The 20,325-nt window shown below is 47.8% G+C and carries 20 protein-coding genes; 15 read left to right on the top strand and 5 right to left on the bottom strand.

Features of this window, described 5'->3' with window-relative positions; genetic code table 11:
- The first annotated feature begins 117 nt into the window (after nt 1-117).
- Genes RYL88_RS00840 through RYL88_RS00825 form a run of 4 tightly spaced genes read left to right on the top strand, consistent with a single transcriptional unit; the run spans nt 118 to nt 4,343 of the window.
- Nucleotides 118-1,050, top strand: a complete 933-nt coding sequence (locus tag RYL88_RS00840) for a glycosyltransferase family 9 protein (protein WP_314988557.1) — start codon at nt 118-120, stop codon at nt 1,048-1,050.
- Complete coding sequence (locus tag RYL88_RS00835; RefSeq protein WP_314988556.1) at nt 1,047-2,099, top strand: glycosyltransferase family 4 protein; 1,053 nt, start codon at nt 1,047-1,049, stop codon at nt 2,097-2,099. Before RYL88_RS00840 ends, RYL88_RS00835 begins: the two co-directional genes overlap by 4 nt.
- Entirely contained in the window at nt 2,086-3,159 is a 1,074-nt protein-coding gene (locus RYL88_RS00830) for a glycosyltransferase family 9 protein (RefSeq protein WP_314988555.1), read from the top strand. Before RYL88_RS00835 ends, RYL88_RS00830 begins: the two co-directional genes overlap by 14 nt.
- On the top strand, nt 3,156-4,343 hold the full coding sequence (locus tag RYL88_RS00825; RefSeq protein ID WP_314988554.1) for a glycosyltransferase family 4 protein: 1,188 nt from the start codon (nt 3,156-3,158) through the stop codon (nt 4,341-4,343). Before RYL88_RS00830 ends, RYL88_RS00825 begins: the two co-directional genes overlap by 4 nt.
- On the opposite strand, the gene RYL88_RS00820 is transcribed toward RYL88_RS00825, so the two are convergent.
- Nucleotides 4,291-5,580 (bottom strand): lipopolysaccharide heptosyltransferase family protein, encoded by a 1,290-nt coding sequence (locus tag RYL88_RS00820; protein ID WP_314988553.1) that lies wholly within the window; start codon nt 5,578-5,580, stop codon nt 4,291-4,293. The two genes, RYL88_RS00825 and RYL88_RS00820, sit on opposite strands and share 53 nt — an antisense overlap.
- A 163-nt stretch (nt 5,581-5,743) precedes the next feature.
- Between RYL88_RS00820 and RYL88_RS00815 the strand changes: the two genes are divergently transcribed.
- The 4 genes from RYL88_RS00815 to RYL88_RS00800 all read left to right on the top strand — a co-directional run bounded on the left by RYL88_RS00815 (nt 5,744) and on the right by RYL88_RS00800 (nt 9,187).
- Nucleotides 5,744-7,081, top strand: a complete 1,338-nt coding sequence (locus RYL88_RS00815) for a hypothetical protein (protein WP_314988552.1) — start codon at nt 5,744-5,746, stop codon at nt 7,079-7,081.
- Nucleotides 7,071-7,829, top strand: a complete 759-nt coding sequence (locus tag RYL88_RS00810) for a polysaccharide deacetylase family protein (RefSeq protein ID WP_314988551.1) — start codon at nt 7,071-7,073, stop codon at nt 7,827-7,829. The genes RYL88_RS00815 and RYL88_RS00810 overlap by 11 nt, the downstream gene beginning before the upstream one ends.
- Nucleotides 7,830-7,985: 156 nt before the next feature.
- Nucleotides 7,986-8,747, top strand: a complete 762-nt coding sequence (locus RYL88_RS00805) for a hypothetical protein (protein ID WP_314988550.1) — start codon at nt 7,986-7,988, stop codon at nt 8,745-8,747.
- Nucleotides 8,748-8,794: 47 nt separating this feature from the next.
- Nucleotides 8,795-9,187 carry a hypothetical protein gene (locus RYL88_RS00800; RefSeq protein ID WP_314988549.1) on the top strand — a complete coding sequence of 131 codons (393 nt, stop codon included), beginning with the start codon at nt 8,795-8,797 and terminating at the stop codon, nt 9,185-9,187.
- Between the two features lie 240 nt (nt 9,188-9,427).
- On the opposite strand, the gene rfaQ is transcribed toward RYL88_RS00800, so the two are convergent.
- Genes rfaQ through waaC form a run of 4 tightly spaced genes read right to left on the bottom strand, consistent with a single transcriptional unit; the run spans nt 9,428 to nt 13,143 of the window.
- Nucleotides 9,428-10,516, bottom strand: a complete 1,089-nt coding sequence (rfaQ, locus tag RYL88_RS00795; protein WP_314988548.1) for a putative lipopolysaccharide heptosyltransferase III — start codon at nt 10,514-10,516, stop codon at nt 9,428-9,430.
- The gene (locus RYL88_RS00790) at nt 10,513-11,277 is read right to left on the bottom strand and encodes a glycosyltransferase family 2 protein (protein ID WP_314988547.1); all 765 of its coding nucleotides are present in this window, start codon (nt 11,275-11,277) and stop codon (nt 10,513-10,515) included. The genes rfaQ and RYL88_RS00790 overlap by 4 nt, the downstream gene beginning before the upstream one ends.
- Entirely contained in the window at nt 11,271-12,164 is an 894-nt protein-coding gene (locus tag RYL88_RS00785; protein WP_314988546.1) for a lipid A biosynthesis lauroyl acyltransferase, read from the bottom strand. The genes RYL88_RS00790 and RYL88_RS00785 overlap by 7 nt, the downstream gene beginning before the upstream one ends.
- On the bottom strand, nt 12,157-13,143 hold the full coding sequence (waaC, locus tag RYL88_RS00780; RefSeq protein ID WP_314988544.1) for a lipopolysaccharide heptosyltransferase I: 987 nt from the start codon (nt 13,141-13,143) through the stop codon (nt 12,157-12,159). The genes RYL88_RS00785 and waaC overlap by 8 nt, the downstream gene beginning before the upstream one ends.
- 63 nt (nt 13,144-13,206) lie before the next feature.
- Between waaC and RYL88_RS00775 the strand changes: the two genes are divergently transcribed.
- The 7 genes from RYL88_RS00775 to tviB all read left to right on the top strand — a co-directional run bounded on the left by RYL88_RS00775 (nt 13,207) and on the right by tviB (nt 20,299).
- The gene (locus RYL88_RS00775) at nt 13,207-14,124 is read left to right on the top strand and encodes a 3'-5' exonuclease (RefSeq protein WP_314128035.1); all 918 of its coding nucleotides are present in this window, start codon (nt 13,207-13,209) and stop codon (nt 14,122-14,124) included.
- A 51-nt stretch (nt 14,125-14,175) separates the two neighbouring features.
- On the top strand, nt 14,176-15,234 hold the full coding sequence (locus RYL88_RS00770) for an NAD-dependent epimerase (RefSeq protein ID WP_314988543.1): 1,059 nt from the start codon (nt 14,176-14,178) through the stop codon (nt 15,232-15,234).
- Entirely contained in the window at nt 15,231-16,142 is a 912-nt protein-coding gene (locus RYL88_RS00765) for a DNA ligase (RefSeq protein WP_314988541.1), read from the top strand. Before RYL88_RS00770 ends, RYL88_RS00765 begins: the two co-directional genes overlap by 4 nt.
- Nucleotides 16,143-16,324: 182 nt before the next feature.
- Nucleotides 16,325-17,311 carry a UDP-glucose 4-epimerase GalE gene (gene galE / locus RYL88_RS00760; protein WP_314988540.1) on the top strand — a complete coding sequence of 329 codons (987 nt, stop codon included), beginning with the start codon at nt 16,325-16,327 and terminating at the stop codon, nt 17,309-17,311.
- Complete coding sequence (locus RYL88_RS00755) at nt 17,308-18,630, top strand: UDP-glucose/GDP-mannose dehydrogenase family protein (protein ID WP_314988563.1); 1,323 nt, start codon at nt 17,308-17,310, stop codon at nt 18,628-18,630. Before galE ends, RYL88_RS00755 begins: the two co-directional genes overlap by 4 nt.
- Complete coding sequence (locus RYL88_RS00750; RefSeq protein WP_314988539.1) at nt 18,627-19,070, top strand: ecotin family protein; 444 nt, start codon at nt 18,627-18,629, stop codon at nt 19,068-19,070. Before RYL88_RS00755 ends, RYL88_RS00750 begins: the two co-directional genes overlap by 4 nt.
- Complete coding sequence (gene tviB, locus RYL88_RS00745) at nt 19,067-20,299, top strand: Vi polysaccharide biosynthesis UDP-N-acetylglucosamine C-6 dehydrogenase TviB (RefSeq protein WP_314988538.1); 1,233 nt, start codon at nt 19,067-19,069, stop codon at nt 20,297-20,299. The genes RYL88_RS00750 and tviB overlap by 4 nt, the downstream gene beginning before the upstream one ends.
- The last annotated feature ends 26 nt before the right edge of the window (nt 20,300-20,325 follow it).

The raw sequence follows: 20,325 nt of genomic DNA, 5'->3' as shown, positions 1-20,325 counted from the left end.
TTAGCGCTATTTTATAAGTTTTTTGATGAATTTTAGGTTATGCCGGGCGTGCGAGGGATTAGGGCGTAAATAAGTATAAGCGTAAAATAGGTATAATCGCGCAAAAAAAGGAAAATAGTGAAAATTTTGCTCGTTAGAAACGATAACATCGGCGATCTCATCTGCACGACGCCGGCGATTGAAGCGCTGCGAAAGGCTCATCCGCGCGCGCAAATCGACATCGTGGTAAATAGCCTAAACGCATGTGTCGTTCGCGGCAATCCATTTTTAAACAAAATCTATATCTACACTAAACCAAAGCACGTAAAAGGAGCGGCGGCAAAGGTACGAGCGTTTTGGGGGAAATGTGAAATTTTGTTTCAAATTCGCCGCGAAAAATACGATGCCACGGTGATTTTTAGAAGTGCCTATTCGCCATCTGCCGCGATATTTGCTAGAGCCGCAGGAGCTAAAACGACGATAGGAGCGGCAAAGCAAAACGAGGGCGGTTTATTAATAACGCATAAACTAAGCTTTAATCTGCCGCCTCACGAGGTGTTGCTTTGCTATGAGCTAGCCGCACCGCTGGGAGCGAAATTTGACGGAGAAAAGACGCTTTACGTACCGAGCTTTAAAAGCGAGAAATTTAAGGATTTCGTATTTTTTCACGTCTCATCAAGGGTGGAGCAAAACCGTATGGACGAGGCTAAAATTTTGCGGATTTTGGGATTTTTAAAGCAAAATTTTAGGAGTGTAGCCGTTAGCGCCGAGGACGTGAAACTAGGCGAAAAAGTAGCGCAAGAAGCGGGCGCGGAGTTTGCCTCGACTGCGAGCCTAGATGAACTTGCGGGCTATATCTGGGCGGCTAAATTTGTCCTCACGCTTGACGGCGGCGTAGCGCACCTAGCTCCGGCACTTGGCGTAAAAACGGTGCTGGTGCTTGGCAAAACGGACGCCGCTCGCTGGGCTCCCATTTACGGCGGAGCGGAGTGCGCCGTGCTGCAAAGCGCGAGTAAAAGGGCGCAAGACGTCGTGGACGAGGAAATCTACGAGGCGGTCAAAAATATATGAAAAAAACGGACAAAATCAACATCCTAGAGCTTGAAAGCTCGCTAGGCTTCGGTGGTCAGGAACACCGCACTCAGCGCGTCATAAACGGGCTAAATAAAGATAAATTTAAGGTATTTTACGCGCTAAATCCAGGCTCAAAAAGCTTTGAAAAGCCCATTGGTTGCGAGTTTGTGGAATTTAATCTAAGTAAGGTCTATAATATTTTTGAAATTTTTAAAATTTGCCGTTTCGTGCGCGAAAAAGGTATCTCGATCATCGCAACGCACTCGGGCAAGGACGGCAACATCGGCGCGATCGTCGCAAAGCTAACGGGCGTGAAGGTCGTGCGCACTAGACATCTGCAAACGCCGATCAGATCGGCATTTAGCTACAACGTAAACGATAAAATCGTAGCCGTCTCAAATGCTGTAAAAACCCAGCTCGTCTCGCAGGGTGTGCGGGGAAATTTGATAGACGTTATCTATACGGGCGTGGATACGGCGCGGTTTAATCCAAATTTTACTAAAGATATAAAAGCGGAGCTAAATTTGAGCGCGGACTGCGTCGTAGTGGGCATCGTAGCGGTCTTGCGCGCGGCGAAAAATCATCAGCTTTTGTTTGAGGCTTTTAGCGAGCTAAATCTGCCAAACACCGCGCTAGTCGTGGTCGGCGACGGTCCGCAGGAAGAAAATTTAAAAAAAATTAAGACGCCAAACATTCACATGCTGGGCCCCCGCACCGACGTGAGCGAGTTTTTGGGTAGTTTTGACGTTTTCGTGCTGCCCTCAAAGATGGAGGCGCTGGGCACTGCTCTGCTTGAAGCGCAGTCGTGCGGGGTGCCTTGTATCGGTAGCGACGCGGGCGGCATCGGCGAAGCGATAAATAGCGGCGAAACTGGGCTCTTGTTTAAAAACGGCGATAAAGAATCGCTCAAAGCGGCCTTAAAAACGCTGATAGAAGACGCGGCGCTTCGGGCGAAATTTAGCGCGAACGCGAGGGAATTTATCGTGCGAAACTTCTCGATAGAGACGATGGTCGCGCAGACGGAAGCGATGTATGAAGCTCTTTGAGGGCGCGGCGCGGCTAATTTTGCGCTTTAAAAGCGTGCGCAAAACGCAGCTGGTTACGCAGCCCATACAAACGGTTTGTTTTTTTAGCAACACCGCGCTTGGCGATACGATTTTTAACACGCCCGTTTTTCGCGTTTTTCGGCAAAATTTCCCGCACGTACGCACCGTCGCGCTGCTAAATCCATCTACCGCACCGCTTTTTAAAACAGATCCAAATGTTGACGAAATTTTACTTTACGACGGTAAAAAAGGCGGCTTTTTGCGCGCTTTGTTTGCTTTAAAAAAAGTAAAGCCAGACGCCATCTTTATCCTGCACTCAAACGAGCCCGAGGCCACTCCGCTAGCCGTTTTAAGCGGAGCCAAATACGTCTTTAAGCTTCCAAATGCCGGCAGTAAATTTAGCCCCTTTCACTCAAATGCGCCAGAGCCATACGGAGATGAGCGATACGTCGTACTAAACCGCCTCGAGCAGCTTAAATTTGTAGGCATCGAGAGTCGCGACACGAGGTTAAATTTATATTTGCGAGACGAGGACTTTACCCGCGTCGATGAAATGCTAAAAAAAGACGGCAAACGCAAATTTATCGGCTTTCAGATGGGGGCTAGCACGGTTTCCAGGCAGTGGTTTTGGCAGCGTTGGCGGGAGCTGGCGGGAATTATTTTGGAGCGCACGGACGCCGTCATCGTGCTAACGGGCAGCCCCGCCGAGCGAGCGATGACCGCGCAGTTAGACGAGGAGTTAAGAAGCGCGCACGTGATAGATGCGGCGGGTAAATTTAGTCTGAGGGAGGCCGCCGCGCTGATAGCTAGGCTTGACGTGCTTGTTACGCCCGATACCGGCCCGCTGCACGTCGCAGCCGCGCTAAAAACGCCTACGATCGGGCTTTTTGCCGTCGCTTCGCCCGTGAACTCAAATCCGGATTTTGACGAAAATATCCATAAATTTATCAAAAAGCCGCGCACCTGTTCGCCTTGCATCGGTAAAAACTGCAAATTTCAGGAGTGCATGCTGCAAATAGGGGCAGATGAGGTTTGGGATATGCTAAAGGAAATGATTTGAAAAAGATTTTGTTCGTCGATACGGGGTGCGAATACGGCGGCGGGACGAAGAGTTTTTTGTATCTTTTGCGTGGGCTTGCCGCACAGCAAAAATACGAGCTTTGCGCGTTTTTTGAGACTGATTACGAGGCTGGCGGACGCAAAATCTCGCAAATCATCGAAGAAGCCGAGGCTAAATTTATAAATTTTGAGCCCAAAAAGCAGCCCTCAAAGCTAAAAAAAGAGCTTTTACGCGCGCTGGGCGGTCAAATTTTAGCAAAATACCTCTACAAAAAAGACTACGACTACGCGCTTTGCCTGCTGCGGCAGGTGCGCCCTGACATCCTTCATCTAAATAATCACTTTTCAACCAATCTCGCCTACATCGCCGCCGCAAATGCCCTAAATATCGCGGTAGTGCAACATCTGCGCAAAAACTCGGCCGTCGAGCCCTTTAAGCTTGAAATTTTAAAGCGGCTAAAATTTACGCCCGTTTGCGTTTCAAACGCGACTTACGAATTTTATGCCGCGCAGATAAAGATGCCTCAAAACGTGGTTTATAATCCCGTTGAGGCGCCCGTTTTAAGGCGGGAAAAGTCTGAAGCGAGCGAAAATTTAAGCCTCTCGCAGACAAATTTAAAAGATAGCGGCTACGATAAAAGCGCCGCCATAAAAGCCAAATTTGACGCCGAAAAAATAAATATCATAATGCCCGCAAATTTCTTGACGCTTAAAGGCCACGAGCTGGTTTTTAACGCGCTTGCTGGGCTAAAAAGAAGCGATATAAAGGTTTATTTCGCGGGCGGAGGCGAGCTAAAAGCGGGCGCTAAAGCCAAATTTGACGCGCTGATAAAATCAAACAAGGCCGAGTATCTGGGCTTTGTTTCCAAGATGGACGAGATTTATGCAGCGTGCGACTACGTGCTTGGATTTTCCAGCGACGAGGGACTGCCTAGAGTCGTCATCGAGGCGCTTGGCTGTGGGCTTGGCGTGGTGTACTCTGATATCGCCGTCATAAGAGAGATTTATGAAATCTCCTCGAAAAAGCAAGATTTTTTTATAGTTCAAAGAAGCTCGGACGCGCTTTTGGCTTGTTTTGAGAACTTGCGTAAGCCAGCCTCAAAAAGCCCCGACGATACCGTTATAAAGGCATTTAGCATAGAAAATTATCTTCGCGGGATAGATAAGATATATAGCGGACTTTGACAAAGGCCTCGATGTCTGCGAGGTTTTGCTCGCTAAGCTCGAAAAACTCGCTTGCGTCGATGTCGCGCACGGTTTTAAACACGGAGCTAACGGGCGGTAAATGTGAATTTATGACGAGCGAGTCGGCGACGCCCCTTTGCTCGCTGGCAAAACAAGGCCCCATCAGGCATATCGTTGGCGTGCGCACGCTATCTGCGACGTAGTAGTTGCCCGTGTCTGAGCTCGCGTAAAGCTGCATCTGCGAGAGATAAAACGGCAACTCCTCAAGCTTGATTTTATCTATCAAAGAGATGATTTTTAGCTCGTTTTTGCCGAATTTTTTCACGTAGGTATCGCAAATTTGCGAGCTAAAATTTGTTCCGCCGCTAGTGCCATTTTTGCTACAAATTTGAGCTTTTGATTGCTCTTCGTTTGTATTTTCAAGACCACCGTAAATTTCGCTCGTATCGCTATCAGCCAAATTCGCGCAAAATTGCCTATCGCTAGGATTTTTTGCCTGCTTTTGATCTGCATTTTCCGCGAGCAGGTCTTGTAGCAGAGCAGCTTCCTCGCCGACGCCGAAAATGTAAACCTCGCAGTCAAATTTAGCGAAAATTTCAAATATTTTTTCCCAAGTATGTTTTGGCGGCGTTTTCATTTTGTTGCCCGCGCTTAGGCTCACGCCGATCTTAAATTTGCCGCTTTTTATTAGATTTTCTTGCGGGATAAAGAGCGGCTTTTGCAAGCATTTTTCATATTTTAGCGAGCTCTCACCCAGCGTTTTTAGGTAGGTTAGCAGCGTGAGCTCTTGCAGGGTATGCGGTACTTTTTTCATACCGAGCGCCAGCAGGGCAAAGCCGCTAGATGCCGCGTAGTGATGCACGGCGACGATGTTTTTAGCTAGAGTGCAGCGCGCTAAAAAGAGATTTAGGCTGTTTGGCATCAGCACGTAGACGCTCTCGTAGTTGCGCGAAAAAAGCTCGAGCGCGAGTCCTATTTTTGAGGCTTTTTTGCGCTTTACGCCGTTTATCGTAAATATTTTTTCTATTCGGCTGTCGTGCTTTGCGAAGGCTAGGTTTATCTCGTCGATTAGCACGTCAAATTTGCCAAGCTTTTCAAAGATCACGCTTGAGTTTGCGTAGTCGCCGATTTTAGCGGTTTGTATGAGTAAAATTTTGCCTTTTTCGCCTTTAAATTTTAGCTTTTTCATCGCGAAAAGATATGGGTAAATCAGCAAATATATGAAAAAATATATCAAAATTTAGGCCTTTATTCCGTAAAAATTTAGCCCAAATTTAGCATAAATTTATAAATTTACGGACGTTTTTTGAGAGTGCGCGGGCTAAAATTCGACTAAAAATCGCTTACTGGATTTTAATGATTTTATCGTTATAATGGGCGTTTTAAATTTAAGGGAGAAAATGACGAAGCTACAAAACCGCTTGCAAAACGCCGCTTTATACCTCGTTTGCGTTTTTATCGCTTGCGAGCACGTTCCGCGTATGACGGCGGCGAAAAATATCTCGCTTTATCTCGCGCTTGTTTGCGCGATCTGGCTTTACTTTACCGATAGGGCGCGATTTGCCGCAAGGGTCGGGGTAAATTTTAGCCTTTCGCGCGCGCCCGCGTTTTGTCTTATCGCATTTGCTTTTTACGCGTTTTTGATCTCGGCCTTTCCCTATGCGCCGCAGTTTGACTCGCTAGGCAACGCTGCGGGCGAATTTGGGCGCGGATTTGCTTTTTTGCTAGCGGTTTATATCGTAGCAAACGGCGATCAGAGCGAGCCCAGAGCCTTTTTTTACGCTATTTTAACCGCTTTTGCGCTCGTTAGCGTTTATTACGCCGCACCGCTTTTTAGCGAGTTTGAGAGACTTGGCAGCGCGGACGAATTTGACGCGCGGGTCGTGCGCCGAGCGTACGCGGACTACGTGGATAGATTTTTGCCTTTTGCGCTTGCGGGAGTTTTTATCTTTAGGCGGCTTTGGGCGCGAGTTTCGTGCGGCGCGCTTTGTCTGGCGGCCGTAGGGCTTGATATTTTGAGCGGCGTTAGAGGCAGCTGGGGGGCGATGCTGGCTTGTTTTATTATGTTTGGTTTTTGTTTGTATATTTTTGGCGGCGAGGCGAAACGTAAATTTAAACTCTTTGCCGTTATTTTTGCCGTTTGCGTCGCGGGCGCGTCGGCGGCGGTTTTGAGTTCGCCCACGGCGATGTATAAATTTTTCCAGATTGGGCTAGTGAGCGAGGCAAATCTTGAAAACGAGAGCATGAGAGAGCGTATCGCGGGTGCGGGCTTTAGCTCGGGACGCGATTTGATTTTAAAGGAGCGCTTGCCGCTGCTTTTTGCGAGTCCGCGCGCGCTAACGGGGCTTGGATACGGCAAGGAGCAGTATGATGCATTTTTACGAGACGAGGCGGACAAGGGCGCGCAGATCTCGATGATGCAAACGAGGCCGAGCGGCGAGCGGTATTGGTTTAACGACGAGCCGTTTTTTATCGGGCATTACTACTACTACGGCGCGGTCGGCACGGCGCTGCTACTGGGCGGTTTTATCTCGCTTTTGGCGTATGCGTTTAGATATTTTTTGCGCTCGCGCGAGCTACTTTTTGCGGCGATTTTTATCTCGCTAGTGTGTTATTTCGGCGTGCGCGGGCTGTTTGAGGCGATAAATTTACGCATACTTTATATGTTTTATATGCTTGGATTTTTCGTCTTGCTAGCTGCGAGGGCGGAAGTTAAAGGAGGCGGCGTTGAGCGTTAGCGTTTTGATGTATCATCACGTTTTAAAAAAGGGTGGATTTATCGCTTCTAGCGCGGAGGATTTTGCTTCGCAGATGAGATTTCTCGCCGAGGCTGGCTACAAAACGCTCACGATGAGCGAATTTATCGCCTATAAAAAGGGCGAGCTGGCCGTGCCTAAAAAAAGCGTCCTCGTAACCTTTGACGACGGCTGGAAGGACAACTACGTCTATGCCTATCCGATATTGCGCGAGTTTGGGCTGCGGGCGAGCATATTTTTAGTGACGCAGTGGATAGAGCGCGCGAGCGAGCGACGAGGCGAGTTTACCGAGCTAACGCACTCCGAATACAAAAAAGCAGCGCCCCAGCGCCCGCAGGACGTGTTTTTGAGCCTTGAGGAGATAGCTGCGATGCGGGACGTTTTTGACTTTCACTCGCATACGCATACGCATTTTGACGAGTATTTCGGCGCGCTCCCGCCTGAGGAAAATTTCGCTCGGTGCCGCGAGTTTATGCGCGCAAATTTGGGCATCGAGGATAAAATTTTGTGCTGGCCGCGCGGCAAATACGACGAAAATTTGATCCGTCTAGCTAGGCAGGTAGGTTACGAGGCGTTTTTCACGACGCAGCGAGGTATAAATAGACCAGACGGCGACCTGTCGGCTATCAAGCGCATCGCCGCTAAAAAGGACGCTGCGTGGCTAAAACGCACGCTTTTTATCTATCAAAACGACATTTTGGGCGGGATATACTCGAAGATAAAAAAGTAAAATTTGCCATAAATTTGAGTAAAATTTGGAGTTTTGGCGGATTTAGCTCGGCCTGCGTAAAATCGCTCAAATTTAAAAAAGCGTGAAGTAGCGGGCGTAATTTCGCGCGGCGGCGAGATATGCGTTTGCTTCGCCGGCGACATTTAAAGGATCGTTATGAAATTCTACAAATCCCTTAAATTTAAAATCCTAGCCGCGGCGCTACTTCTAGCGGCGATACTCTGCGCAGCATTTATCCGCATCGTGCCAGATTTTTCCACTTCACGAGGCTTCGCCGTCGTTTCCCTCCCTGATTACAATAAATACAAGCAGGGATACTGCCTCAAAGAGGATAGAATTTTACCCAAAGAGGAGCTGTATAAAAAAGTGGGAGGAGCATATTTAGATAATAATGTAAAATTATACCAAATGATTGATGCTTATAGGTTGAAAACCTTCGGTAGTCTTTGGTCCAGTAGATACGAGGTTGCATACTATGAACTAGAAAATATAAATTTATCAAATTGTTTTGAGGTATTGGAAAAATATTACCAAGAGGGAAAAACGACCGAGGAGATACTGATGAAAGAGCTAAAGGCTAAAAAAACCGATCCAAAGAAATATCTAAAAATAAATTTGAAAGATACGAGCGTTGGATTTGACAGACCGATAGTTAGGGTTGGCGGTGGCGAGAAAGAAGTCACAGGCACTTTGTTCCTTGATAAATTTGCTATATTTAACGGTAATTATATGCAATTTAACCATTCGGAGTATATTTATGACTTGGTAACAAATTTTGACATTACTAGAGAATACTATAAAAAGAGAAAAAATGCCGTAGTCGGTATTGGAAAAGGTTTTAAATTTGATAACTGCGGCAATATAAATTATCCGCTGGAAGAATATTATTTGGGAGGTAGAGATATAGAGATGCGCTAAATTCTCTAATATTAATTTCATTAAAAAATTTAAGGGACTTAAGACCAATGAGTGCGGAGCAAAGGTATAAATTTCAAAGGACGGCGAGGTATTTGCTGACGGTGCCGATGGTTTTCTTGCTTGATTGGTGGGCGGCGTCTTTGATTTTGGCGGTTTTGCCTTTTGAGGGCGCGCTAAGGATCGCCGTTTTTGCAGCGATATTTGCGATTTTGGCTTACGCGCTGCTTTGGTATTTGTTCAAAAGGTATAAAAATTTTAAGCCAAGCAAGCTGTTTATAAAAAATCCAAATCTTAGTTTGCTACTTTTTGCGGTAGAAAATTTATCGCTCGGCGCTTTTTACGGCGGATTTTTAGCATGCCTCGCGGCGGGGTTTTTTGGGACGAGCGCGCCGCCGACTAGAGCGCGGTATTTGCGTTTGCGTTCGCGCCCGTTTGTCTGACGTTTTCGCGATTTCGTACATGTTTAACGAAAAGAAGGCTTAGGCGTCAAATTTAAGCGCCCAAATTTATAAAATCAAGAAGGTCAAATTTGACGGACAGCGTTCAAGTCAAATTTGACTTACAAAATTTGAGCCGATAAATTTGATCGTCAAATTTGACCAAAACAGCCAAATTTACCGCTCGCGGCTCAAATTTGCCAGTAAAATTTGGCCAAAGCAGCCGAATTTTACAAAGCCTTCTTAGCTTTGGCTCAAAATTTCCCAGATTTTCCTCTTTATCGCCTCCAGCTCCTCGCCCTCAAATCTCATCAGCGTTCGCTCCACGCCGTGCTTTATCATCCCCTCTTTATCGCACGGCACGAAGTCCCAGTCTTTTTGAAATACCGCGTGCTTGCCCATAGTTTGGTTGCCGTTGCGCTGCGTGTAGCCGTTTGCGTTTAGATTGTTATCCCACGGACCCCACTCAAACGCCCCGCTAGGCCCAAACAGCGCGATTACGGGCACGTCGTTGGCCGCGGCTAGGTGCATGATCGCCGTATCCACGCCGATAAACATCGCTGAGCGCTTTGAGAGCGCGGCGGTTTGTTTTAGGGTGAGTTTGCCGCCTAGATTTACGGGACTAGAGGAGCATAGCACCAGCACGTCGTCCAGCTTTTTTAGCTCGGCGTCGTTGTTATCGGCCGTTAGCACTACTCGCACGCCAAGGCTCTCGCAAAAGTCGATGATATGCGCCATGGTTTCGTCGTCCGCGCACTTAAACATCCAGCGGCTAGTTAGATGCACGTGGATAAATTTAGGCGGTAAATTTAGATGGCTGATGCAGTCCGGATCAAAATACACGCTCACTCGTTTGCCGCTAGGCTCGTTTCCAAGAGCTGCCAAGGCGTCTAGATTACGATCCACGGTGTGGCGCAGGCCGCCTATTTTAGGGGCTTTGTGCGTTATCATTTTATTCACGGTCTTGTTTTTGCCCTCAAATCCCACGATGGTTTTTATTTTGGCGTATTTGGCGACGATGATGCCGCGGTCGCCCGTAGTGGTCTGCACCGCGATGTCGTATTTTTGCTTTTTGATAGCGCGGATAAACTTTAGCTCGCGCCAAAGTCGTTTGAAAAAGCCGACCTCTTTTATGTTTGCGCGGTCGTAGAAGTGGATGTTTTGGATGTTCGGGTTGCCTTCGATCATCGCTTCGGTGCCCTTATTTAGCGCGAAATCTATCTGCGCGTCAGGGTAGATGCGGCGCAGGTTTTCGATGAGCGGAGTCGTGAGCAGCACGTCGCCGATGTTTCTAAATTTCATAACTAGGATTTTGATTTTTTTATCTTTCATTTTACGTACTTCCAAAATGTGTATTGCGCATAAAGCCTTGCTATCACGTAGCCGCGCCAGCCATCGCGCCAGCCGCCTTTTAGGAAAAATAGCTTAAAAAACGTCCAAGCGGGATTGAAAACGGCTTTAAATTTACTTGATTTTGCACTCTTTGCGCCCAGGCTCGAATAGCGATTTTGCTTGTCGATAAACTGCTCGATACTGTCGTAGGCATAGTGCTTGAAGTGATTTTTTAGCCTGCCGATTTGATTTTTAGCGGCGGTTAAATTTGCGGCGTCTTCCCGGATTTGTTCATCCGTTTTCGTCGCGCTTTTTAAAACTACCTTTTCGTGTATCTCGCGTCCGTCAAATTCCGCCCGCATCTTGTCAAAAAGCCTGACCGTGTAGTCTGGATAAAGCCCCATAGTGCGCACTTCCTTGCCGAAAAAGATATTTGCGCGAGCCACCTCGTACGCGCAAAACTCGGGGCGCTGTAAAACCTGCAAAATTTCCTCCCGCAAAGGCTCTAAAATCACCTCGTCGCTATCTAGCACGAAAACCCAGCGATTGCGCGCTAGATCTACACCTAGCTGCTTTTGCGCACTAAACCCTCGCCACTTTTCTTTATGAAATTTGACGTTTGTAAACCCAGTGCAAATTTGCTCAGTGGCGTCTTGCGAGCCGCTATCGACCACGACGACTTCGTCTGCGAATTCGCAGCTTTTTAGCACCTCGGCGAGGTATTTTTCGCTGTTAAGCGTGAGGATTACGACGCTTAGCATTTATAAATTTCCTCGTTAAAATGCTTAAAGCGTTTATGAAACCAAAAGTACTCGTCCGGCTTCTCGCGTACGGCGGCCTCGGTGGCGTCTGATTGGGCTTGCGTGGCCTTTAGTACGGCGTCTTCTTTGTCAAAATCCCTAACGTCAATCGGCGGGAAAAAGCAAATTTCGCTGAGGTTTGCCCCTTTTTCGCGGATAAATGCCGGCACTATGAGCGCGTCCGTTTTTTGCGCAAAAATGCTAACCGCAGGCGTATGCAGGACTTTTCGTCCGAAAAATTTAACCTCTACGCCTTCTTCTTTGGCGGTGTTTTGATCGACTAGGATGCCAACTAGCCTGCGCGCCTTAACCGCTTTTAAAATTTGCTTGGCGCCGCCCATTTTATCGATGAGCTCGATGTCAAAGCGGGTGCGATTTGCCGCCAAAATGCGCTGCATGACCTCGCTATCAAGAGCGCGTCCGACGATGCTAACGCCGCCGAATTTCGCCGCCATCGCTAGAGAAAAGAGCTCCCACTGTCCGTAGTGCGCCGTTTGCACGATGATCGGGCGACCCGAAGCGAGCGCGTTTTGCAGGATTTGCTCGTTTTTAAATTCGACTTTTTCTAGGATTTTTTCCTTGCTCGCGTTTTGATTTTTTATAAAATTTACCGCAAATTTAGCGTAGTTGCGGTACGTATCTTTTATGATCTGCTCTTTTTGCGCGGCCGTTAGCTCGCCAGCATAAGCGAAATTTAGATTTGCTCTGATGATTTTGGTGTGTTTGGCGTCAAATTTATAAAACAAAAACGCGATGAAATTTAAAAAAGGATCCAGCAAAAACGCGGGCGTAACGGTAAAGATAAATTTAAAAAATCTATAAAGCCAAAGGTAAAATAAATCACGCATCAAGTAGCCTTTTTGCAGCGTTTGCGATAGTCTGCGGCGCGATATCTCGCACGCAAAAGTCGCTTTTATCTATCTTTTTCGCGTCTATTTTTTTGCCCGCATCCAGCGTTAAATTTACGGGAGTCACGTAAGCGTTTCGCTCTGCGGGGCGGTTGCCAAAAAGCGCGATAGAGGGGCGATTTTGCGCCCAAGCTATATGCGTTACGCCGCTATCGTTGCCGATAACAAGGTCGCAGGACGAGATAAAGCTTACGAGCTCTTTTAGGCCCAAATTCAGCGGTTTTGCATTTGAGTTTTTGATCAAATTTATGGCTTTTTTCTCCTCGTTTTCGCCGTTAAAGCAGACGAAAATTTCATTTTGCGGCTCGTCTAGTAGCGCGATAACATCGCCAAATTTATCATAAATTTTACTTGGCTCGCTAGCAAAAGGAGCGATCAAAATTTTCTTTTTTGAGCTTTGAGATTTACTTTGCGAGGCGCTAAAACAAGGCTGTTTGGCTAAAATTTCATCCTCGCTAAAACTAAAGCCTAAAGCAAAAGCCGTAAGTTTTAAATTTCGCAAGATGATATTTTCGCCGTAGTCGCAATTAAATTTATGCCTATAAAACAGCGCCGCAAGCGGCTCTTTGACGCTAAATTTATCAAATCCGTAACTGTTTTTGCCAAGAAGTTTCGCAACCGCGGCGGATTTAAGAAGTCCTTGCAGGTCAATGACGTAGTCAAATTTTCCTTCTTGCTTAGCAGACGCGATCAGCTCCAAGCTTTTTTTGTATTCGCCGTTTTTTAGCGGTAGCGATACGACGCGCGAAATTTGCGGGCAAAGGAACAAAATCTCGCTAAATTTAGCGTCGGCAAACCATGTAATTTTGGCTTGCGGCAAGTGCTTTTTGATAAACTGCAAGACGGTCGCCGCATGGACGATATCGCCCAGGGCGGATAGCTTGATAACGGCGATGTTTGGGCTTAAATTTTTACTCATTTACCGCTTTTATAAAGATTTTTAGCTATCATTTTAGGAAAAAATAGCTAAAAAAGGTTTGAAATGGCTAAAAATTATATCTGCGTTTTTGACTGCGAGACGGTGCCCGACACCGCGCTTTTGCGTAAAATTTACGGCTATGAGGGAAGCGACGCGGAGGTGGCGAGGCAGGCGTTTGCTGCGCAAAAGGCAGCAAGCGGAAGCGAGTTTTTGCCTGTGATGTTTCACCGCGTCGTGGCGATCTCTGCGGTGATGGCGGACGAGTACGGTAAATTTTTGCGCGTAAGTACGATGAAAGGCGCAAACGAGCGCGAAATCCTAAATAAATTTATCGGTTTCGTAAACTCGCACAACCCGCGCCTGGTGAGCTTTAACGGACGGGGCTTTGATCTGCCGATGATTTTAACTCGCGCGATGAGGTACAACGTCTCGTTTCCGAGCTTTTACGAGGTCGAAAACAAGGAGCTTGGTAAAGGCAAATGGGACGGCAACTACCGCGACAGATATAGCGGCAAATTTCACTTCGATCTACTCGATCACGTAAGCGAGTTTGGCTCCGTGCGCGGGCTAAAGCTCGATACGCTCTGCGCTAGCTTAAATTTACCCGGTAAATACGACGTGCACGGCGATCAGGTGATGGAGCTATTTTTTGACGGTAAGATCGAAAAGATCAACGAATACTGCGAAAGCGACGTGCTAAACACATACTGGCTTTTCCTAAAATACGAGCTTTTGCGAGGAAATTTGACGCTGGACGATTACGCGGACGACATCTCGGTGATGAGCGAGTGGCTCGCGGCAAACTGCGCGCAGATGGGCTATACGCCGGTGTTTTGCGAAGCGGTCGAGCGCGAACTCGTACGCCTTGAAACGCAAAACTACGAGGATGAGCCGGAGCTTAATGACGACGACGAGCAAGCCGGAGCAGAGGAGTACTACACCGAAGAAAATATGCCCGAGATAAATTTGGACGAGCAGTGAAAACGGGCGCAAAAATACGCTAAAATAGCGTCAAATCACAAAGGAAAAAACATGAAAATTTTAGTAACCGGAACGGCGGGATTTATCGGATTTCACTTGGCAAACGCCCTGGTAAAAAGAGGCGACGAGGTCGTCGGATACGACGTGATAAACGACTACTACGACGTAAATTTAAAGCTCGCGCGCCTAAAAACGGCTGGCTTTGACGTGAGCGAGATAGACTATGGCAAGCTTATTACCTCAAAAACGCAGCCTAATTTAAAATTTATAAAGGCCGATCTAGCTGATACAGAGACGATGAAAGAGCTTTTTGCTAAAGAAAAATTTGACTGCGTCGTAAATTTAGCCGCGCAAGCGGGCGTGAGATATTCGCTCATCAATCCGCAAGCCTACATCGACAGCAACGTCACGGGCTTTATGAACATCCTTGAGTGCTGCCGCCACAACCAAACTAAAAATCTAGTCTACGCAAGCTCGAGCTCGGTCTACGGCCTAAACGAAAATATGCCGTTTTCTACGCACGAGGGCGTAAATCACCCGATCAGCCTATACGCCGCGACTAAAAAAAGCAACGAAATGATGGCGCATACGTACTCGCATCTCTTTGGCGTGCCGACTACTGGACTGCGATTTTTCACCGTTTACGGTCCGTGGGGACGCCCCGATATGGCGCTGTTTTTGTTCGTCGACGCCGCGCTAAAAGGCAAGAAAATCGACGTCTTTAACTACGGCAAGATGAAGCGCGACTTTACCTACGTGGACGACATCGTAAAGGGCATCATAAAATGCATCGATAACCCAGCCAAGCCAAATCCCGAGTGGGACGCGAAGCATCCGGATCCCGCCACGTCAAGCGCGCCGTTTAAGGTCTATAATATCGGCAACAATAGTCCTGTCGAGCTCATGGACTACATCAAGGCCGTCGAGCTAAAAATCGGCCGCGAGATAGAGAAAAACTTCCTCCCGCTGCAAGCCGGCGACGTACCGGCGACCTACGCAGACGTGGGCGATTTGGTCGCGGACTTTGAGTATAAGCCCGCAACTAGCGTAAATGACGGGGTGGCGAGGTTTATCGAGTGGTACTGCGAGTTTTACGGGGTTAAAATTTGAGATTTTTCGCGCTCTTGATCGCCGTCTTTTTAAATTTAGCTTTGGCGGCGCAGAGCGAAAATCTAAGCGGCGCGGTGAGCGCAGATGCCGCTAAAAAAGCTAAATTTGAGCTTTTAAAACTTAGCGAATACAAAGGCCAAAACGTCGGCGGCTGGCTAGCTAGCGAGAAGCTCGACGGCGTGCGCGCCTACTGGGACGGGCGAAATTTGCTATCTAGAAACGGTAAAATTTTAGCCGCACCAGGTGGCTGGAGCGCGCATTTTCCGTCATTTGCGCTTGACGGCGAGCTTTACACGGCGCGGGGCGAATTTGAAAAAATACAATCGATCGTGATGGATAAAATGCCGAGCGCCACGGCGTGGAGCGAGATCAAATTTTACGTTTTCGACATACCTGAGGCAGGCGGCGGACTTTTAGAGCGGCTTAGCGAGCTTGAAAAATTTATCGCAAAGAACCCGCAAGCCGGGCAAAATTTAAAGATAATAAAGCAGGTAAAAGTAAAAGATAGCGCCGAATTTGAGGCATTTGCCGAGCATATCGTCGCAAATGGCGGCGAGGGCGCGGTCGTGCGAGAACCAAACGCACCCTACGAGCGAAAACGAAGCAAAAACGCGCTGAAATACAAAAAATTTAAAGACGCCGAGTGCGAAGTAACGGCGATAAACGCGGGCACGGGCAAATACGCCGGGCTCATGGGCTCGGTAACCTGCAAGGCGCTTAGCGCTGCGGTCTCAAACTCGGACGAGCAAATCGCTAGCGGAGTAAAATTTAAGATTGGCTCGGGCTTTAGCGACGAAGAGCGCGCAAACCCGCCTAAAATCGGCTCGATAATAACCTATAAATATCAAAATTTAACCGCAAAAGGGTTGCCGAGGTTTCCGGTATTTTTGCGGGTTAGAGAGGATTAAATTCGGCCGTTTCGGGCAAATTTGCCCGCTGGTCGCTTTGAGGTGGGCGCCGTAAATTTACGCTCGGCGCGTGGTAGGGCGGCTAAATTTAATGCGCGGGTTTAGCGACGCCGCATTTTTTATTTTACCTTTTTAACTTTTATGATAAAATCCAAAATCTAAAATTTAAAGAGGTGGAATTTATGAAAATTTTAATAACCGGCGGAGCAGGCTACATCGGCTCTCATGTGCTAAAAGCGCTTTTAAAGCGGGGCGGGCACGAGATAACGGTTGTGGATAATCTCTGCAAAGGCACTACAAAGGCGCTTGACGCGCTTGAGAAAATCGGTAAATTTAAGTTCGTAAAGGCAAATTTAGAGGATGATTTAAGCGGGATTTTTGCGGAGGGCAAATTTGACGCGATTATCCATTTCGCCGCATTTATCGAGGTTTTTGAAAGCACGCAAGAGCCGCTAAAATACTACCTAAACAACACCGCAAACGTAGCTAAAATTTTGACCTATTGCAAAGAATACGGCGTAAATAAATTTATATTTAGCTCCACCGCTGCCGTTTACGGCGAGCCCGAGATCGGCGAGGTTGACGAACAAACCGCGGCAAGTCCGATAAATCCCTACGGCCGAAGCAAGCTAATGAGCGAGTGGATCATCAAAGACTATGCCGCCTCAAATGAAAATTTCAAATTTGCGATTTTGCGGTACTTTAACGTCGCGGGCGCCGACGAGGAGGGGCTTATCGGGCAAAACTATCCAAACGCCACGCACTTAATCAAAGTCGCGACGCAGACGGCTCTGGGTAAGCGCGAAAGCATGGGAATTTTTGGTAGCGACTACCAGACCGCAGACGGCACCTGCGTGAGGGACTATATCCATGTGAGCGACCTAGCAGACGCGCATCTAAGCGCGCTAGAGTACCTAAACGAGCATGAAAAAAGCCAAATCTTTAACGTCGGCTACGGCCGCGGCTTTAGCGTAAAAGAGGTTATAGAAACGGCTAAAAAAGTAAGCGGGGTTGATTTTAAGGTTATTAACTCGCCTCGCAGAGATGGCGATCCTGCATGCCTCATCGCAAAGCCAGAAAAGATAAGAAATTTAACTAACTGGCGGCCTAAGAGGGAGGATCTCGCGCTAATCGTAAAAACCGCGCTTGAGTGGGAGAAAAGGCTGTGAGGATCGCAGTCGTAGGCACGGGATACGTGGGGCTAGTTAGCGGCGCGTGCCTAGCCAAAATGGGCAACGACGTCATATGCGTGGACGTAGACGAAGCCAAGATAAACGCCCTAAATAACGGCGTCATACCGATCTATGAGCCGGGGCTCTCTGAAATCGTGGCCGAGTGCAGGGCAAACGGCGCGCTCAAATTTAGCGTCGATATAAAAGAAGCCTTGGCACACGCTAGCGTGCTATTTATCGCGGTTGGCACGCCTATGGGCGCGGACGGGCAGGCCGATCTGCGCTACGTGCTAGAGGTCGCAAAAAGCATCGGGCAAAATTTGACCTCGCCGCTAATCGTCGTGGATAAATCAACCGTCCCCGTGGGCACGGCGGAGAAGGTTAGCGAAGTGATCGCTAGCGAACTAAAAAAAAGAAACCTGGACGTCAAATTTGAGGTCGTCTCCAACCCCGAGTTTTTAAAAGAGGGCGCGGCGGTCGAGGACTTTTTAAAGCCCGATCGCGTCGTAGTGGGCGCTAGCAGCGAGTGGGGACAAAGCGTCATGCGCGAGCTTTATGCGCCCTTTATGAAAAATCACGATAGATTTATCGCCATGGACGTAAAGTCTGCCGAGATGACAAAATACGCCGCAAATGCGATGCTAGCGACTAAAATCAGCTTCATAAACGAGATCGCGGGTATCTGCGAGCGCGTGGGAGCGGACGTAAATTTGGTGCGAAAAGGCATCGGCAGCGACTCTCGCATCGGTTATAGCTTTATATATCCGGGCTGCGGATACGGCGGCAGTTGCTTTCCAAAAGACGTCGAGGCGCTCATATATACCGCTAGGCAAAACGGCTTTGAGCCGAAGGTTTTAAGCGCGGTGGAGGCTAGAAACGCGGCGCAAAAAACGGTGCTGTTTGAGAAAATTTCAGCATTTTTCGGCGGAAATTTGAGCGGCAAAACGGTGGCGATTTGGGGGCTAGCGTTTAAACCAAACACCGACGATATGCGCGAGGCTAGCTCGCTAGTGCTCATAAAATCGCTAGAAAACGCGGGCGCAAACGTCGTCGCCTATGATCCAAAGGCAGCAAACGAAGCCAAAAAATATCTACCAAACTCAAATTTTAAATTTGCCCCAAACAAATACGACGCGCTAAACGGCGCCGACGCGCTCGCGCTCGTGACCGAGTGGAGCGAATTTAGATCGCCTGATTTTACGGAGATGAAACAGCGGCTAAAAAACGCCGTGATCTTTGACGGGCGCAATCAATACGACGCCAAAAATCTGGCAAATTTAGGCTTTAAGTATTTCCAAATAGGAGTGAAATCATGAGGAAAATTTTACTTTTTATCGCGGCTTTCGCGCTGCCGTTTACGCTTTTGGCAGGCGAAAATGCGGCAAAAACCGAGGAAAATATTTTCGAGCCACCTATCTCAAAGATGCCGCCTGATTATTTTAAATACGAAGTCGCGTTTTTTAAAGAGATAGAAACCAACTGCAACTTAGCCTTTTTGCTAGGCGGAAAACTCGAGGAAAAAGAGGACGCGCGCGGGATTTATTACGAATTTAGCGGCGGGGACGAGCTGGCGCAAACGATGATGCTCTGCAAGGATGGAAAGAAAAAAAGGCGGGTTTATTATGAGCTCACTCAAATTTTATCTGGCGTTAGCCCTATTAAAATCATAACTCCGCAAGGCGTAGGCGCGGAAATAAGAGTGTATGAACGCGTAAAAACGATAGAATCAAAAAAATTAAAAAGGAAAGATAAATGAAAATAGCCGTTATCGGACTAGGATACGTCGGGCTGCCTTTGGCGGCGGCGTTTAGCGAGAAATACGAAGTCACGGGCTTTGACGTAAACGCTGCCCGCATAAAGGAACTTAAAAGCGGATATGATCGCACGCTGGAGCTAAGTGCTGAGCAGATGAAAAAAGCGATAGAAAACGGTATGAAATTTAGCCTAAATTTGGACGATATTAGAGATTGCAACTTCTTTATCGTTACCGTCCCGACGCCGATCGATAAAAACAAGCGCCCTGATTTGACGCCAGTGGTAAAAGCCACGCAAAGCGTCGCTAAAGTGCTAAAAAAAGGCGATATCGTCGTGTATGAAAGCACGGTATATCCGGGCGTTACGGAGGAGATTTGCGTGCCGCTGCTTGAGCAAAGTGGGCTTAAATTTAACGAGAACTTTTTCTGCGGATACTCGCCCGAGCGCATAAATCCTGGTGACAAAGAGCACACCGTAACTAAAATCAAAAAAATCACTAGCGGCTCGACGCCGGAAATCGCCCAAAAGGTCGACGAGGTCTACCGCTCGATCATTACGGCTGGCACTCACAAAGCGCCTACTATCAAGGTCGCCGAGGCTGCCAAAGTCATCGAAAATACTCAGCGCGATATAAACATCGCCTTTATGAACGAGCTTGCGATGATATTTAACAAGATGAACATCGACACGAACGCCGTTTTGCAGGCGGCGGGCACGAAGTGGAATTTCTTAAATTTCCGTCCGGGACTAGTGGGCGGCCACTGCATCGGCGTGGATCCTTATTATCTCACGCACAAGGCGCAGGAGCTTGGCTTTCATCCCGAGATGATCCTAGCCGGACGCCGTATAAACGATAATATGGGCAAATACGCTGCCGATCAGGTTGTAAAACTAATGATAAAAAGGGGCGTTTTGATAAATTCGGCTCGCGTTTTGGTGCTTGGGCTTACGTTTAAGGAAAACTGCCCGGATATCCGCAACTCGCGCGTGATAGACGTGATCGAGGAGCTTAGGGATTTTGGTTGTCGCGTGGACGTCTACGATCCGTGGGCGGACGAAGCCGAGGTGAAGCGCGAGTACGGCTTGACGCCTCTAAAAAGCTTTGACGAAGCGGACTACGACTGCGTCGTGATCGCCGTCGCACACGATAAATTTAAAGGGTTAAAATTTAGCAAAGCTCTCGTTTACGATATAAAAAACGTTTACGAAAACGCCGACGCAAGGCTGTAAATTTATTAATATTTTACTTTTAGGAC

Origin of the sequence: uncultured Campylobacter sp. (genome assembly GCF_963517995.1) — a bacterium.
In the GTDB taxonomy this organism is placed as follows: domain Bacteria; phylum Campylobacterota; class Campylobacteria; order Campylobacterales; family Campylobacteraceae; genus Campylobacter_A.
The sequence above is the reverse complement of the archived record's forward strand: the minus strand, read 5'-3'. Positions and strand labels throughout refer to the sequence as shown.

Coding starts and splice junctions, on each gene's coding strand:
- RYL88_RS00835 (WP_314988556.1), top strand. CDS start 1,047: ATGAAAAAAACGGACAAAATCAACATCCTAGAGCTTGAAAGCTCGCTA.
- RYL88_RS00830 (WP_314988555.1), top strand. CDS start 2,086: ATGAAGCTCTTTGAGGGCGCGGCGCGGCTAATTTTGCGCTTTAAAAGC.
- RYL88_RS00815 (WP_314988552.1), top strand. CDS start 5,744: ATGACGAAGCTACAAAACCGCTTGCAAAACGCCGCTTTATACCTCGTT.
- RYL88_RS00805 (WP_314988550.1), top strand. CDS start 7,986: ATGAAATTCTACAAATCCCTTAAATTTAAAATCCTAGCCGCGGCGCTA.
- RYL88_RS00800 (WP_314988549.1), top strand. CDS start 8,795: ATGAGTGCGGAGCAAAGGTATAAATTTCAAAGGACGGCGAGGTATTTG.
- rfaQ (WP_314988548.1), bottom strand. CDS start 10,516: ATGAAAGATAAAAAAATCAAAATCCTAGTTATGAAATTTAGAAACATC.
- RYL88_RS00790 (WP_314988547.1), bottom strand. CDS start 11,277: ATGCTAAGCGTCGTAATCCTCACGCTTAACAGCGAAAAATACCTCGCC.
- RYL88_RS00785 (WP_314988546.1), bottom strand. CDS start 12,164: ATGCGTGATTTATTTTACCTTTGGCTTTATAGATTTTTTAAATTTATC.
- waaC (WP_314988544.1), bottom strand. CDS start 13,143: ATGAGTAAAAATTTAAGCCCAAACATCGCCGTTATCAAGCTATCCGCC.
- RYL88_RS00775 (WP_314128035.1), top strand. CDS start 13,207: ATGGCTAAAAATTATATCTGCGTTTTTGACTGCGAGACGGTGCCCGAC.
- RYL88_RS00770 (WP_314988543.1), top strand. CDS start 14,176: ATGAAAATTTTAGTAACCGGAACGGCGGGATTTATCGGATTTCACTTG.
- galE (WP_314988540.1), top strand. CDS start 16,325: ATGAAAATTTTAATAACCGGCGGAGCAGGCTACATCGGCTCTCATGTG.
- RYL88_RS00750 (WP_314988539.1), top strand. CDS start 18,627: ATGAGGAAAATTTTACTTTTTATCGCGGCTTTCGCGCTGCCGTTTACG.
- tviB (WP_314988538.1), top strand. CDS start 19,067: ATGAAAATAGCCGTTATCGGACTAGGATACGTCGGGCTGCCTTTGGCG.